General features: G+C 36.4%; 17 protein-coding genes. 1 reads left to right on the plus strand and 16 read right to left on the minus strand.

Features of this window, described 5'->3' with window-relative positions:
• Window positions 1-251: 251 nt before the first annotated feature.
• Window positions 252-449 carry a hypothetical protein gene (locus MHH45_RS26800; RefSeq protein WP_088094485.1) on the minus strand — a complete coding sequence of 66 codons (198 nt, stop codon included), beginning with the start codon at window positions 447-449 and terminating at the stop codon, window positions 252-254.
• 116 nt (window positions 450-565) lie between these two features.
• Here MHH45_RS26800 and MHH45_RS26805 point away from each other — a divergent pair, with 116 nt between their 5' ends.
• On the plus strand, window positions 566-718 hold the full coding sequence (locus MHH45_RS26805) for a ribbon-helix-helix domain-containing protein (RefSeq protein WP_006097643.1): 153 nt from the start codon (window positions 566-568) through the stop codon (window positions 716-718).
• Between the two features lie 222 nt (window positions 719-940).
• Here the strand turns inward: MHH45_RS26805 and MHH45_RS26810 are convergent, their stop codons facing one another.
• The 15 genes from MHH45_RS26810 to MHH45_RS26880 all read right to left on the minus strand — a co-directional run bounded on the left by MHH45_RS26810 (window position 941) and on the right by MHH45_RS26880 (window position 15,905).
• Window positions 941-1,627, minus strand: coding sequence for a restriction endonuclease (locus MHH45_RS26810; RefSeq protein ID WP_430732671.1), 687 nt, complete (start codon window positions 1,625-1,627; stop codon window positions 941-943).
• A complete protein-coding gene (locus MHH45_RS26815) occupies window positions 1,620-2,627 on the minus strand; it encodes a DUF3991 and toprim domain-containing protein (RefSeq protein ID WP_088094472.1) in 1,008 nt (335 codons plus the stop codon). Before MHH45_RS26815 ends, MHH45_RS26810 begins: the two co-directional genes overlap by 8 nt.
• A gap of 75 nt (window positions 2,628-2,702) precedes the next feature.
• Window positions 2,703-5,357 (minus strand): type IA DNA topoisomerase, encoded by a 2,655-nt coding sequence (locus tag MHH45_RS26820; protein WP_088094482.1) that lies wholly within the window; start codon window positions 5,355-5,357, stop codon window positions 2,703-2,705.
• A 30-nt stretch (window positions 5,358-5,387) separates the two neighbouring features.
• A complete protein-coding gene (locus MHH45_RS26825) occupies window positions 5,388-5,510 on the minus strand; it encodes a hypothetical protein (protein WP_018768250.1) in 123 nt (40 codons plus the stop codon).
• Entirely contained in the window at window positions 5,507-5,695 is a 189-nt protein-coding gene (locus MHH45_RS26830; RefSeq protein ID WP_088094483.1) for a hypothetical protein, read from the minus strand. Before MHH45_RS26830 ends, MHH45_RS26825 begins: the two co-directional genes overlap by 4 nt.
• A 68-nt stretch (window positions 5,696-5,763) precedes the next feature.
• Window positions 5,764-6,753, minus strand: coding sequence for a hypothetical protein (locus MHH45_RS26835; RefSeq protein WP_088094471.1), 990 nt, complete (start codon window positions 6,751-6,753; stop codon window positions 5,764-5,766).
• A gap of 94 nt (window positions 6,754-6,847) precedes the next feature.
• Complete coding sequence (locus tag MHH45_RS26840; protein ID WP_088094470.1) at window positions 6,848-8,722, minus strand: ImmA/IrrE family metallo-endopeptidase; 1,875 nt, start codon at window positions 8,720-8,722, stop codon at window positions 6,848-6,850.
• Window positions 8,715-8,996 carry a hypothetical protein gene (locus tag MHH45_RS26845; RefSeq protein ID WP_033798170.1) on the minus strand — a complete coding sequence of 94 codons (282 nt, stop codon included), beginning with the start codon at window positions 8,994-8,996 and terminating at the stop codon, window positions 8,715-8,717. The genes MHH45_RS26840 and MHH45_RS26845 overlap by 8 nt, the downstream gene beginning before the upstream one ends.
• Before the next feature lie 122 nt (window positions 8,997-9,118).
• Window positions 9,119-9,580 carry a hypothetical protein gene (locus tag MHH45_RS26850; RefSeq protein ID WP_088094469.1) on the minus strand — a complete coding sequence of 154 codons (462 nt, stop codon included), beginning with the start codon at window positions 9,578-9,580 and terminating at the stop codon, window positions 9,119-9,121.
• Window positions 9,577-10,785, minus strand: a complete 1,209-nt coding sequence (gene mobP2 / locus MHH45_RS26855) for a MobP2 family relaxase (RefSeq protein ID WP_088094468.1) — start codon at window positions 10,783-10,785, stop codon at window positions 9,577-9,579. Before mobP2 ends, MHH45_RS26850 begins: the two co-directional genes overlap by 4 nt.
• A complete protein-coding gene (locus tag MHH45_RS26860; protein ID WP_088094467.1) occupies window positions 10,782-11,039 on the minus strand; it encodes a hypothetical protein in 258 nt (85 codons plus the stop codon). The genes mobP2 and MHH45_RS26860 overlap by 4 nt, the downstream gene beginning before the upstream one ends.
• Before the next feature lie 261 nt (window positions 11,040-11,300).
• Complete coding sequence (locus tag MHH45_RS26865; RefSeq protein ID WP_088094466.1) at window positions 11,301-12,170, minus strand: hypothetical protein; 870 nt, start codon at window positions 12,168-12,170, stop codon at window positions 11,301-11,303.
• 20 nt (window positions 12,171-12,190) lie between these two features.
• The gene (locus MHH45_RS26870) at window positions 12,191-12,790 is read right to left on the minus strand and encodes a MerR family transcriptional regulator (protein WP_088094465.1); all 600 of its coding nucleotides are present in this window, start codon (window positions 12,788-12,790) and stop codon (window positions 12,191-12,193) included.
• Window positions 12,791-12,839: 49 nt separating this feature from the next.
• Complete coding sequence (locus MHH45_RS26875; protein WP_088094464.1) at window positions 12,840-13,961, minus strand: bifunctional lytic transglycosylase/C40 family peptidase; 1,122 nt, start codon at window positions 13,959-13,961, stop codon at window positions 12,840-12,842.
• A 3-nt stretch (window positions 13,962-13,964) separates the two neighbouring features.
• Window positions 13,965-15,905: a VirB4 family type IV secretion system protein gene (locus tag MHH45_RS26880; protein ID WP_088094463.1), complete on the minus strand. Its 1,941-nt coding sequence runs from the start codon at window positions 15,903-15,905 to the stop codon at window positions 13,965-13,967.
• Between the last annotated feature and the right edge of the window lies 1 nt (window position 15,906).

The following is a 15,906-nucleotide window of genomic DNA, read 5'->3' on the forward strand; positions in this document are numbered from 1 at the left end:
ATAAGTATTATAGAAGCTTTGTATGTGCTAAAATAACTAACGAAGGAAATGGACGAGATTTCCTTTGCTTTACGATCACTCAATACATAGCCCTTTGTTTGCTTTTTGCAAATGAAGGGTTATTATTTTGCATATTTATTTTGCTTTTCTAAAATTGCAAAACGAATTAATTTTAACTTCATATCTTTGCTAAGTACTATCCATTCAGATACATCAATTTTCATTTGCTATTCCTCTCCTCTATCGTTTAATTACACTAAACTCACAAATAAAGAGCTTTCATCCTGTTCATGCACATGAAAAGTATAATCTTTTCCTGTTGCTTCTAATGCTCCAAATAGCATCTTTTGATACCTAAAATCCGTTATATCCATATCTACTTCACCATGATTCATGAGGTGTTTTAGATCCATCATCATTTTCTTGATTTTCTTTTCCAATACCTTCACTCCTTTAAATGGTAATATTAGTGATATCACTTATATTGCTATTCTATTACTTATTTTTCCAGTTGTCAATAAAAGTAATATAACTTATAATACTTTTATAAAGGGGGCATACTTACATGGCAATAAACAGAGATAAAAATACGCCGGTTTTAGTTACAATTCCTAATGAACAATTAGAAAAAATTGAGAATTTCTGGCATGATAACAAACTAAAAAGTCGTAATGAAGCTATTCGTCAGCTCATAGAAAAAGGGTTAAGTCAAAAATAGTGGCTTCCCTTTTTTATTTTGCTTAAAAATATGCAAAATAGATTTAAACCCCTTAAAATCTTCTGTATTCAAAAATAACTCATCCGAGACTAATTACATTAGACTGGAAGTTAAAACTTCACACAAGCAAATCTGAGAATCCATTTTGTTCAAAAATCTAATTATTAACTTAGAAATGGAAATACCTTACTAAAAGCGAAATAGAGCTGAAATTTTTCCAGCTCATGCGTTAATTCGTTCCGTATGCTTACAAGTAGGAAATTGTGAACAACCAAAAAATTTATTTCCGTTTTGCTTCCCTTGTCTCACAATCATTTTATTTTTACAAACCGGACACTTCCGTTCAGCCGGATCTACTCGATAATACACATCTTCTGCTTTTTGTTCTGGATTCACTTTATTGATTAATTTTTGAAGCTCAAAACGATCAATGAGTTTCACCTGACATGCTTTTGCTAATTCTTCGGCTTGTTTTGTATATGCATTATTGGTTACGATCCATGCCTCATCTGCCTTATAATACGCTTTCCCTGCATATACTTCTTGCACAGCCCGAATCCCAACTCGATTCTTTACCCCATATCGTTTCGCCTGAATCACAATACGATTTTTCCCTTTTAATACGACGTCTACTCCGTAATCACAAGAGCGTTTTGTGACCTCTGGACGGTACCCTAGTTCTCGAAAGAGAGCTTTTAAGTACACTTCAAACTGATATCCGTCCATTTTATCAATGTACTGAATACCTGACTTTGCCATTATCTTCAATACTCTTTTCTCTTGGATAATTCGATGAACAAACATATAAATACGAAAGAGAACATAAAAAATAAAAACATACATGAAAGCCTGTACCATGCTAGATACAGGCACAACTGGTATAAGTTGCCCGACTGGCAGATTAGACACTACGTTCCATCTCCTTTTTCTGTATTGGTACCGCTTGTTTCTTTTGCTGTGCTTGCGGTTGTATATGAGATTGTTGTTGTTTTTCTGTTGATTGTATGACCGCCTTCAGTACATCATTCCAATCTTTTTCTTTGGAAGGAAGGTGCATTTGGACACGTGGATTAATCGTTAAAGCTCCTATCTTTTCTGTGAATTCTTTCCCCGCTTTATCATTATCTACTGCGAGGACAATGCGATTCACGGGAAATCCTTCATCTTTTGCCTCTTTAAATGTACGTAAAACGGTTTTCATCTTCAGTCCATTCATACTGACTAATCTTGCATTTTGTAGTCGATTTTGTTGTAACGTCCAATACGAAAGAAGGTCAATTGGGCTCTCAAAATAATAAATGGATGTTGGTTTTCCAACATCCACCATAAATCCCGTATGCGGTTTTCCATTCGGCAAAATTTGTTTAAAAGAACCTCGCTTATTTTCCATCTTAACCGTCCCTTGACGCTCGGCACCTACTACATTTCCTGTTCCACCTTGTTCCCGCCATTTAAACACCACATTCTTCTTTTTATCCTGTGCAATCAAGTCTTGACCAATCAACCAATTTACTAAACGAGCGTCAATCTTCCGTTCATCAGTTAAATAGTGCTTAATGGCTTGTTTATCCTGGACTTCTAGATGCCCTGGATAACGAAAGGGCTCATCTTGTTTCGATTCTTCTTCCTTAGAAGATGTAAAAGTAGGATAATCACCAAAATTCACGTCTCGAACTGCTTCTTGAAAAGTCATACCATAGTACATTCTAGCAAAGCTAATCGCTCCATATCCCTTCTCTCCCCGGCTATTCCATGCATACATATTGTCACGAATTAACAAGCTATCGTGCTCCATATGTCGATAATAGTTTCCCTCTTTTTGAAATTTCTCCCCTTTAGCTTCTAAATACGACAACAAATCCACATCTTTTGCTTTCATGACTTCCTCCTCTGCCAGTCGATATGTCATGTTGGCACCTCCCCTTGTTGTGAATGGTTTCAAGAATAAAAAAAGAGAACTGTTTGTATCAGTTCTCTACATCATTTATTTTCCAAATAAGAATTTTAATCGTTTTTCTTGCGTGCTATAAGATAAACGAGCATCAAATTTCTTCCCATTATTTTTGGACTCAAACCCTTTGATTTGATCGGTCATATTCTTTTCTAATATTTTGATCACATTGTTACTACTAATTTTCTTTCCAGACACGACCCCTGGAATAATGAATTCACAAGTCTTCTTATACTGCTCACATAAGTAATTTGATTTCCCTACAATCACTCGGCTCTTACAAAGCGGACATTTCCCTAATGTACGATCCTCAATTGTTGGAAAACGAAACTTTAGCCCCTCCTTATCCAAGTAAAGTGCCGCTGTAAATTCACCCTTTTCTCCTTTAAATCCTTGAATGAAGTCTGAACATTGCCCCGTCAAAATCTTTTTTAGTTGAGAAGGGGGAATCGCTTTTTCTTTGATTTTTGCTGGCAACATGAACTTACAACCATTTTTATATTCTGTGCACCCAAAAAATGTTTTCCGATGAAGAATGTCCCCTTTCTTACAGTCTGGACACTTCCCAAGAGACAGCTCCTCTGTCGTTGGAAACTGGAACTGTACTTTTCCTTCTCGGAATACTAAATACGCTGAAAACTCTTTCTCACCGGATTTAAATCCTTTTAAAAGATCCGTTTTCTTACTTTCAAACAGCTTTTTTATTTGTGTTTCAGGAATCGCCTTTTCTTTAATTTTTTTTGGCATACGGATCTCACACTCTGGATAATTACTACATCCATAGAAATTTCCTTTATGAAGGATTTTCCCCTTTTTACATGGGCATCGGCATACTTCAATTTGTTGATTCCAATTCAAAATCATTTCATCTGCCACTTTTTCTTCTGTTTCTCCAAGCTTCTCAACTGTTTCTTTCACAAATGTATTTGTATTTTCCACAAACTCACCATATGGCATCTCTTTCTTTTCGATCATATGAATCATCCCTTCCATTTCAGCTGTATAAGCTGGATTTTTGATTTCATCTATCGGAAATTTTTCTACAAATGCACGACCAATTTTCGTAGTACGAATTTGGCCATTGGTAACTGTGATGTAATTTCTCGTTGCAAGTTTTGGAATAAAGGTCTCCTCTGTTGCAACCGTCCCAATACGTTTTCCCTTCATTAGCTCTTTTAAATGGTCATCATCTAATTTACGACCGGCGGTCTCCATAAACGTTAGAATGGAGCTTTCAGTATGAAATGCTGGTTTCTTTGTTTTCGACTGCATTAAGTCATGTTTTACGATTTGGAACGAGTCTCCCTCATATAAAAAAGGGATTTGAAAGCTTTCCACAGAACCTTCTTCCATGTCCTCATGAAATACGCTTAAAAATCCCTTCTCTTGAAGCACTTTCTCTTTTGTACTGTATATGTTTTCCTCTCGATCTATAAACTGTGCCTCACGTACCAAATAAATAGCCGGTGGCATAAAGTTCCCAATAAATCGTTTCACAATGAGGTCATATAATTGAATTTCTAATGGTTTTCTATTGGTCCCGTCATATGGTTTTGTTGTCGGGATGATGGCAAAGTGACTATCTACCAGCTCGTCGTTAAATGTGGCATGTTTTTCTGTAATGGTAGATGCATCTACCATCCGTACCAGATCCGCATAATTGGTAGACTGCAAGGCTTGGAATACTTCTTGTACTCGGCTTACCTTTTCCGTTGGCAAATGCCTGGACGATGAACGAGGATACGAAATCCAGCCTTCTTCATATAAACTCTGAATATGTTTTTTTGCGGTCTCTGCACTCACTTTCAATTTCGAATGCGCCTCTTTATACAAATCCGTCAGGTTATATAACAATTTTGGTTTCTTTTTTCTGGTACTCTCCTTAAACTCCGTTACCGTTAATTCTGTACCAACTAATTTAGCACCAAGCTTTTGCAAAGGAGCCGGATCTAATAACTGGTCGTCTGTCTTCATAATTGCCTCTAAGCCATTGTCTGTGATGAGTTTCAAATTATAGTAGGTTTGCTCTCTATAATTCTCTATGGCTACCTCACGTTGCCAAATCTCATGTAACAAGCACATTTGCACACGCCCTGTCGCTAATAAGAATTGATTTTTAGCAAGTTTCGTTGTACATCCTCTCGTCACATTGATTCCGAGAAGATAGTCCAGATATTGCCTTGCTTTTGCGGAATTTGCAAGTCCATCATAGTGTTCCCCTGGCTCTAATCGGTTCAGTCCTGCCTCTAATTCTGCTGGCTCATACGAAGCAAGCCAGAGGCGAGATTGTCGTTTATTTACACCCGCATATTCATACATTTCACGATAAATCAGCTCGCCCTCACGGTCTCCATCACAAGCGTTGACCACATGATCCACTTCATGTCGTTGTAACAGGTCTACTAAAATATTGATTTGCTCAATATAATCTGGTTTCACCTTATACTCTGGTTCTACTAATATAGGTAAATGCTCAAACTTAAACTCTTTGTATTTCTCATCTATTTCTTCTGGATGCTTCAGCTCTAATAAATGACCCGAACACCAACTAATAATGTACTGATGATTCTCAAAGTAACCATAGTATGGCTTACTCCCCATATGCTTCTCCATATTTCGAAAACGAGGTGATTTCAATAATTCGTATGCAACTTTCGGTTTTTCCGCAATAAATAATGTTTTTCCCACCATTCATTCCTCCTCATATATGTAACATCTTTAATTTTGACGCTTCATTCTTCTTACTTTGAACCGTTTTATCGCACATTGTGCCATCCATATACAAATGTTCATCGCCACAACTACAAGCAACATACAGCCAGCAAATAACCATGGATTCATGACATCTTTCTCCATTCCCAATCTTTCTGCAAAAAGACATACATTTGCTTTTTCTCTGACAATATTTCACGTGCCAGTTGAATTTTTTCTTTTGGGAACAGAATAAAAATCAGTTCTTCAGCATTCCTTGTCTCTGCCCATACACCCGTATAATCAATATCTACAATCTCAACAATGTTTACCATTCGCTTCTCTCCTTTCGCTTTTAAAAAGAAGAAGAGCACTGTTTAACAGTACTCTCCTCAACCTATATCTATCTAGCATGTTCCATTTTCGCTTCTTTTGGCTGCTCTTTCTTTTTTACGTTTTTAAACTGATGAAAAAGTTGTGCGAATTTATTTTGACTTTTTGGTTCTTTCTCCTGGCTCGATTCTTTTTTACTGTTTTTATCATATTCTTGTTTTTCTTGATCTAAGGCTTTTTCAATGCTGGACAACTTTTCCCGCTGGGAGTCTGTTAGATTCATTCCTTTTAACTCCTGAAGAGCTTCCTTTTTCAATCGGTATACTTCAGGATATGAATGTGTCTTCTCAAACTCTTTCATTTCTTTGACACGCTCTTCCCGACTTTTCGTATACGTTTCTTCTTGTTGCCCTGGACTATTATCCTGTTTTTCTTTTGATGAGGTTTGTTTATTTGGATTTGATCCCTTTTCATTATCAACTCCTAATAACATAAGCAATTCTGCCTGGTATTGTTCCTTGTAACGTATTTCATCCTGAGAAGGAGCAATCTCTTCTAAAATTTGTTCCTTATACGACTCTTTATATGCCTCTTTGGGCATTGCTTTAGGCATCACCACATGATTCTTTTCATCTAATGGCTCTAGAGATGAGAAAGACTGTCCTACTTGATTTTCCCTCTTTTGATTGGCTGTTTCATCCATTCTTTGCCGCTCAATCGTTCTTTGTTTTATCAAATTTTTTACCACATCAGACAACTGCTTCTCTCCTGTAAGTCGAAGAGAAGATTTCGACCAATTCTCACCATCTATTTCTTGTTCATATACTCTCACTTTCCCCGTATCATGATGAACATCAATTGTAATATCTCCTTGCCCCCAGTCCATTTCGCTTGTTACAGATGGAATCGCAAAACGAGCCACACCAGGCTCAACTCCTCTTTGTATTTCATGCATATTCCCTTCAGGAAACCTTTCTTTTTGTTTACCAGTCATCTTAATTGCTTGTTTATATAAGGCTTCTCTGGTTTCTTCTTGCTTCAGTTGTTCTTGTATATTCATTTTTTCACTTCCCCCTTTATAATAAAAAATCACTTCTCGTTCTCAACGATAAGTGATGACATTGTTTCTTTATTAAATTGTGTACACAAGCCATCTATCGTTCTAATTCCACCTCTTGTTTCTTTTTCTTTGCAACATTTTGGAATTGTGCAAAGCTCGAGAATGGTTCAAACTGTTTTTCCCCATCAACTACTTTCGATTCGGTTTGCTTAGTAACTGTAACTCCTTCTTTGTTCAATTTTTCTTGTACTTTACTTTCTAATTGATTAACAGATTCTTGGGTAATGAGTTCATTATCAATTGCTACATTTTTGGTTGCAAAATAACGTTCTTCCACCTGTACACGACTTATAATACTATCAATATCGTTCACCGTTTCATTAGATTGAGCCCGCTTAAATGCTTCATATTTTTCACTTAATTCTTTTTCCATTGAAGCTGTAACATGTTTAGCTGTATGCGGAAGCGGTTGTAATTTTTGTTCTAATGACTCAATTGACGCATAACCTTCCTGTTTCATTTCTTTATATAGCTCTACTTCTTTTTCACTAAACGTTAACTCTTTTGGATCCTCAGTTTTATCTACAAAGTCTACTTCTCTTTGCATCCATTTATCATATATTCCTATTTTGACTAGATCATTTAAATCAATCTGTGCATCTTTTTGATGTACAACAAACGAACTTCCTTTCCCATCAAAAACAGAGTTATGGACTATCTCATATAAATCTGGTTGCAAAATTTTATTTAAGTGAACATCTTTTACACCACCGTTTTTTTCCGTTAAAGATACAGATAAACCTTCTTGATTTGGTTCTTCTTCCTTCCGTATTGGTATGTCAGTAATCTCTTTAGTAAAAGCATCCATCATGTGTATTTTTCCACCATACATATCTTGAGCATCCTTATACAACACTTCGATTGTAACCAAATGCGCTTTCTCATCTGGCATACGTTCAAACAATTCGTCCGTTTGTTTTTCTACTGATTGTGTTTTTTCCATATTATCTACCTCTTTCCCTTTTATATTTTCGTTTTCTTTCTCCAAAGTACTTTCTATCGTTTCAATGAACTCAACCGATGTTTCATGTACTTCTTTCAGTAATTGCGTTTTATCTTTCATCTCTTTTCCTTTTGTCCAATTGGCTAGGTATCCGAGTGAATATTCGCTTGTATCAATTCCGAAATAGGAAGAAACCGTAAAGGCTGTCATTTCTGCTTGAAATTCTTTTTCTGGTGCTGTGTAATTCATATGTGTTTCTACTGTATGAAGTTTGGCATGGGCTAATTCATGAAGAAGCGTTTTTACATTTTGTAGTTCACTATTCCTTGGATTCAAAGCAACCTCTTTCGTTAAGGTATAGCTCACCCCCTTTGCGACCCCAAGTTCTTGTTTTGGCTCAACAATTTCCACACCATTTTTTTCAGCAATAGCTTCCATTCCTTTGTACAAACTCTTGTAATCTCCTACGCTTCCTTCTAGCCAACGATTTGGAAAGATACGAGGTAGATCTTCAGCTTTTGCGTTCGTCTGAGACACATCAAACACATATCCAATAGAAAAATATAAACGACCTGGTTTGACTTCTACATTTTTAGATTCAATCTGTTTTTTCTCTTCTGCACTTGCCTTTGCAACTGGTTTCCAAGTTCCAGTTTTATCTTTGAACTTTGCTGTTGTCCGGTTTGGAACAAGGATCTGAATTCCTTTCTCACCTTTTTGTACCGTAAACCCTTTTTCTTTCCAAAAAGAAAAGGAACCCACGGCTCTGGATCCCTCAAATTGATTCTGTATTAATGCAATATTGGATGGTGAATAACGATAAAACTTTGCCATAAATGACAAATACTCTTTTAAGTCTTCTGGCGAACGAAAATAACCTTCTATGCTTTTTTCCATCTTTTTTGTTAGTGCGATTACTTTTTGTTTTTTCTCTTCAAATGAAACAGGGGAACGCTTTTTACTCATTGTTTTCCGCTCCCTTTGAAGAGGCTTCGATCAATTCATCCATCGTTTCTTCATTCCATGTTTCTAAATCAGTTGGAACACATATTTTCTTTGTTTTCATGTTGATGGGAATAAGCAAATCATTTTCTGGAAGCTCAATATAATTGAATAATTCTTGCTCTTCCTCTTCTGTTAATGGGATTGTAACTTCTTGATTTGCGACGTGAAAAGTAACTTCTCTTTCGCCAATAGATTTTATAATTCCTAGTTCAATGTCTTCATGGAACAATAGCATTTTATCTTCTCCTCTTTTGTTAATTATTTATTTTCAATCCACGATTGTATTCTTTCTCATAATTCGTTAATTGCTCAAACACTTTTTCTAACTTTCTCATTGCATACATCATCCTTTCTTTATCAATTCACCTCCTCCACTGGAACATACACTTCTTTTGTTTGCCCTTTCGAAGCTTGATAATCCATCTTCTTTTGTCGTTTATGTGCAATTCTCTCCTCTACTACTTCTCTTATATGTTTTGTTGCTTCTGTTTCTGCAATATCAGTTGTACAAACTCCTTGATACTGTTCATGCTCATAGATGCCATTCATAAACTCAATTAACATTTGTGTATTTTTATCAGCACTATTCGTACCAAGTCGGATTTTTGTAAGTTCTTCTTTCAACACCTCATGAAGGTGCTTTGTCACGACTTCTGTAATATATCGAAGCGACCATTCTTGTTGTTTCGCTTCTTTATGCTCTTTAAAGATTTGTGCTAAAGCGACTCCGTTGTATCTAATTTTATGTTCTTCTTTAAATACCATAAGATAATCATCAGTATCTTTTTCTAACTTTAATACACGCCTTACTTTACTCATCGTTCATATCCCCTCTCATTTTGTTGTTGGATTTCTCTCTCAAGACGTTCATAATATCGTTGGTTTTTCCAACTTTCATATTCACTTTTGAACGCACCCTCCATTTTCCTAAGTGCATACTGCATCGAAACGTTTTGTTGAAAGTTCTTTCGCTGACTGGGCTTTCGGTCTAACATTTTATCAATGCGCTGTCGTTCTTTATCGTATGCTTTCATCTCTTGTAAAAACGCATTTCCCATTCGCTTGTGAAGCTCTTCTATTTTATTTTCCTTATAATTTTCATATCGTTTCTTATCACCAGAACCTTCTCCATATGCTCTCTTTAATACATCTACTTCTTTATCTAGCTTTTGAAGAAACTGTTTATAATCTTCCTTATAATGCTTCTCGATATATTTTTGCGTTAATGCATCAAGATGAGGACGGAGTGGCCGCAATGTATTGTAACTGTATTGCCATTGCCTTTTGTCTTCTGGTAAACGTTTATAAATGAACTGAAATAAGGGTTTTAACTCTCGATTGCGCCATGTGAATGTGGAATCTTCTTTCTTTTTGGCAACCATACTCTTTCGAATCAAATCGTTAATCTGTTTTTGTTCCTGACCACGATCCATAATATTTTGAACCACTTTCCCCTTCATTGCATCCAATGTTTTTTGTTTTCGTTTCCCACGATCTCTCGTTGGAAATGGCTCAACAGTTGCGACATGAATATGAAGGTTATCCGTATTATAGTGAATCGCTCCTGACCAAACTGCTGTATGTTCTAGCTTTTCTCTTTTTAACATTTCTTTCATCGCTAATCGAGTGACATCCATCAATTTTGTTTCATCTACAGTACGTGTCCTGGGATCATACACACCGTGTTCTGCTAGCCAATGATTATCAAATGTGATCACATCTTGCCACATGATACTCTTATTTTTTTGTGCGAACTGAAATACCTTTTTAAGATCCTTCTTTTCATTTTCCTTTAAACCGTTACTATGCTCCGTGAAGAGGGAAGATGTCTTCTCTGCATCTCCCATATAATCCTGATACAGAGAAAACATTTTCTGATGCGCTTCACCTTCTCTCTTCGCATCTTCTCGGTCGACATACTCCACATAATCCTGAAATGTTTTTCCATCCGCAGTAACAAAACGAGAAACTGTCACCACACCAGGCGTCACTGTTACTTGTGAAGGACTTGTTGATTGATTCATGCCTCATCATCCTGCGTCATCATTTGTAAAAAAGCATTCATTTCCTTTACAGCTTCAAAACAACTTTCCATCACATAGATATTTTTTTCTAACAACTGTTGAAGATACAATTCACGATTTTGTTGTTCCCGATAAAACGCCAATGTTTCAATTTGTCCTTTCAAAAATTCCTGTCTTGAAATGTTTTTCTTCTTTGCAATCTCATCTAATCTTTTGATCGCAACTGGACTCAAATTTCGGATTTTAATGTCCATCTGTTATTTCGCCTCCATTCGTTCAGAACACTACACCCAAGAGTGAGAAGAGCATAAGGGATTTTTGCCCCCACCGAGGGTGTGGGACTAGGCAAAGCCTAGTAAAATCGTGGGGTCATGAAAATCTTCCAAAAGTACACTCAAGGTACAGTCAATATCTTCCAAAGTTCAGTCAAGGTACACTAAAAATCTATTAAAAGTGCACTCAAGGTACACCTAAAAACCATGAAAGTACATTCAAGGTACACTACACTTTTTTCATTAACGCTCTACATCTTTTGCCTTCTCATCTAATTTTTTAATCTTTTCTTTGAGTTGTCCTTGCTCCCATTTATATAGTTCAACCTTCTCTTTTGACTGGCTAATATTCGTTTCTTTTGAGTTAATTTTTGCGTCGGTTTCCATTTTTTCTGTTTCTGTTTGGTACTTAGAATCGTTCTTCCATTCCGTGATTTGCTCTTGCCACTGTGTTTGTTTAGATGTTTCTTGTTTCATGACCTCATCGTACTGTTTTACTTTTTCTTTTAAGATTTTTTGTTCCATACCGATAAACACTTTCGCATAAGTGCCTTTACTCTTTTGTGAAATGCCCTCTTCTATTTCTGTTTTCTTTTGGTCGGAGAAGAAGGATTTTAGGAACGTTTGCTTTTCATCTTGTTTTGAAGTTTCCTTTTCTTTCTCAGTCTTTTGCTTTGTCTCTACTGTTACATCCTGATTATTTTTTTCAAATACATCGAGCGCAACTGCCTGCCATTTTGGAGATAGTTCTTTTACTTGTATAACCAAATTTTTATCATCCTGATACACAACTTTTACTGGTAATTGAAGATTTGGATTTGCTTTTTCCTGTGCTTGAAATTGATAGTGTTCTCCATCTCCTCCCTCTACATGGAGAAACATTTCTATTGTATGGGAAGCTGGATCATATGCTCTTTTCTCTATCGTCATGGTTCGATTTCCAAATAAAGTAACCGGCTTTTTCAGCTCTGTATGATAGACTGGTTCTTCATAGGGTAAATATAATTTCGAAGTAAAAAAACCGAAAAAACCAACAAACATAAACCCAGCAATCAATCCATATATCCATGATTTTTTACGTCTTAAATTCACACCATTATTTACAACTTCCATTTACTCCACACCTCACTTTTTTAAGATGCAATGATCTGAACTGCTAGTTCTTCTACATTGGTTACTTGCCAACTCTCTTGATTTTTTTGCACCGTTACTTTCATAACATTCTTTGTTTTATCCGTTGTCCCATTTGCACCAATCGTCACTGTATTTTGAAATTCTGCAATCACTTCTACCTGAGTAGCACCAACCCTATAAGCTTGTAAGTATAACTTCATATCAGATGGCTTAGATACGTATGTGTCCTCCATTTCAAATGTATCCGTTGGATAAAAGAGCTGAAACACTTCATCCTTCATTAATTTTTTTGCTTGTTCTCTACGCCCTTCATACCCCTGTTTTTCTCGATGAAAGGATAACTGAATAAACTTCTCTACTGCCGAAAGATACGATTGTCGTTCTTGTTCTTGTTCCGAAGGAAGAGTTTCTTTCACCTTCTTTTTCAGTTCTTCATTTTCAGCTTGTAACACCTGGTTACGAACTTTTAATTGCTTTACATCACCCGTTTCATCGTTACGAGAATACAAAAAGATGTTCAAAAAAGTAACGCCTGCAATGACAATTGCAAGCGTTACAAACCAAACTTTTCTTTTATCTTTTTCATTCGTTTCACTCACTCATTCCGCCTCCTTAACTTGTAATCTCTTATCCAGTTTTGTTATCATTTTAGTAACGTCTCACATGTCCTTTAAACACTTTAGCCCAGTATGGATTCGATAAATTTTCAATTGAAACTCCTTTATTTGTTTGACAGCCAATGAAAGTATTTTGGTCAATGACAATCCCAACATGACCGTCATGTTTATACGTATCAAAGAAAATAACATCACCAGCTTTCATCTCCATTGGTGAAATTTGTGTACCAATTTTATTCAAAGTTTCTGTACTTACAGCTCCCATTGGACTTACATTCATTCCTACTTGTTCAAATGCCCAGCGTACAAAACTACTACAATCAAAAATCCCTCTTGCAATGTCATTTGTGTTACGTCCACCACCAAATACATAGGTAGAACGTCCAATCCATTGTCGACCAACATCTGCAACTTGTGAACCAGAGGAACCGCCTCCTACGTTTCCTCCACCGCCATTAACTGGTACACCAGGCGTATAATATTTCAACACTGCATCCACATATAAGGCGTCGCCATAACATGCCCCATAGGGTATCATCTCAGGTCTTACACAACGATATATACCCGTATGTTTTACTTTCTGATATGTTTCCGCGGAGAATTGAATCGCTAATTCTTTTGTATATTTACCTCCATGAGCAGAAATAAAGTCAAAAAATCCTGTCCCGAAATTGTACGCCTGAAGTGCTGTTTTAATATGATCCATATCACCTGGTCCCGTTACTCCCGCTCGCTCAATCGCATGCTTAAATTCCTGAACACCAGCCCAGATGGAGTAATCAGGATCCGTAATACAATTTGGTGCTTTACAATACTTTGTGTTATAAGCTCCTTCAGAAGATTGCATGGGATCCAGTCCACGTCCGCCACTCTCTTGCATCATTTGAGCTAACATTAAGGGAACAAACCCTTCTACGCCAAATTCCTGTGCATACTTCCGAATTGTAGGTTCCCATTTCAATACTTCAGCCGAAACATTCGCTACCCCCATACCACCTTGTGGGTATGTAATATTGCCTTGTTTTTTATTCCCCTCCATTCCGCTGATCAGTGCCATTGTAGCTCCTATAAGAATAGTTCCAAGGAGAAAGAGTAGACTAAGAGCGATCACAATCAGCCACTTCTTTGGAATAATCTTCAGTACAAGATGCATGAATTATGCCCCTCCTCCAAACAACGCTAACTCTTCTTCTGTTACATCGACTTTAAATAAAATGTTCTTCACAGCACTGATGCATAAGAGAACATCTCCTGTTGGTAAAAACGGTATTTCATTCAGTTCACTTGTACTGATTTGACCCGCAAACACCCTCCGTAACATATCTAGGTTATTGCTGTCTTGTTGCATAATGAATTTGTACTGTGTTAATTCAAAGAGCTTCTTAATCTCTTCTACCGCTGTTAAATTTGAATCTTCTGGTACAAAGTCACGGATAGAGTGACTTGCAAATACAATCCCTGCAAAATACTTCCGTGCTTCCCGGCTAAACTTAGTTGTAAACTGCACTGCATGTTGGCTTCGTTCACTTGTATTGATCAGATGATGTGCTTCATCCATAATGATGAGATAACGAATGACATCATCAAATTGAATTTCCTTTCTATCAAATGCTTTCCACTGTGGCTTTCCGTTTTCCAGCATTTCATCCCACATTAAATTCATAACATTGAAGATTTGCGCCTGATAAATTTCTGGTTTTAAGCTCATGAGATGACGCAATGAAAAAAAGACGATTTGCTCTTTTGAGAAATCGTCTATCGTTGAAACACCATTAAATAAGTGCCCAAAGTTATCTACTAAATTTGCTAAATTTAATTCAATTAACTCTAATCGTTTTTTACGAGTACTGCTGACATTAGAACGGTGTTTTCCAGTTTCTAGATTTTCATATAGTTCTAAACGCACAAGATGCAAATAATCAGAGAAAATAGGATACTCTTTCGCTGACAAGCTGGTAATATTATTCTGCACACCTAGTTCATCACTCCATAATTCCTTTTTCACATACAGTTTACGAAGTAAATTTTCATACTCTTTAATTTCATCATCTTTTGCCTCAGGTGCAATAAAACGATAGAAAATACTCATTTTAGATAAGTGTTGCGTAAAAGAACTTTCTTCTGTTTCTGCCGTTTTATACACTTGAAGTGGATTGATTTGCCCTTGTGATCCATCTAATGCAATTTGTTTCCCGTTATACTCCTGGACAATCCCCTCAAATTCACCTGTAAAATCAAAGCCCCTAATCTTATATCCTTTCATCGCATTATCACTCATGATTTTTTTCAATAAAGTAGATTTACCCGCACCCATCTTTCCAATTACAACACCGTTATAACTCTTTCGTTGTTTATCTTTATGGAACAAATCAAAAATGACACTCCCCTTTGTTTTGGTAGTGCCATAGTAAATCCCATATGGGTCATTTAGAAATGTAAAATGAAATGGAAACCCTCCCGCTAAAGAAAGAGCCGGTATTTCTTTCCCATTTCGTTTATTAATATATTTCTTTTGCATCTCGAAGCTTGATGTAAGAGATGCCCATTCATATTCTTGTTCATTTAAAAAGATAGCACCTCTAAAGTTGTAAGACTCAAGTGTTTCCATGACCTCTTTTGCTTGTTTTTCTAACTCTGACATCGTCCGTGCTGAAATATAAATACGTAAATGTACCCGCTTCAGCACCTCTCCTTTTGATACTTGTTGATATAACGTTTCTAACTCACTAAACTGTTGTTCCGCTTCAATTCGCTCAATATTATCTTTAGCGTTCGCATGTCGAACGCTTTGTTCTGCCATTGATTTATTAATCGATTCAATTACGACTTTTCGGCTGTCACTGATAATATCCATTGTTGTAATAACATTCGGCATATTCATAATAGGCTCTTGCCAAAAGTCATTTACCGTTGTCTGATACCCGTATACATGAATGCAAGTTTGTAATCCATCTCCACCTTGAACATATACTTCTTTAAATTGAATGCCCCCTTGCGGTTGAATCTGGGCAACGAATTCCTTATTGATTAGTTTCTTTTCTTTTTTCTCTTCTTTCTTTTGCTTTCTCTTTAAAAAATTAAGTACAGACACATTCATC

The sequence above is a fragment of the Bacillus sp. FSL K6-0042 genome (assembly GCF_038006685.1).
Lineage (GTDB): Bacteria > Bacillota > Bacilli > Bacillales > Bacillaceae_G > Bacillus_A > Bacillus_A pseudomycoides.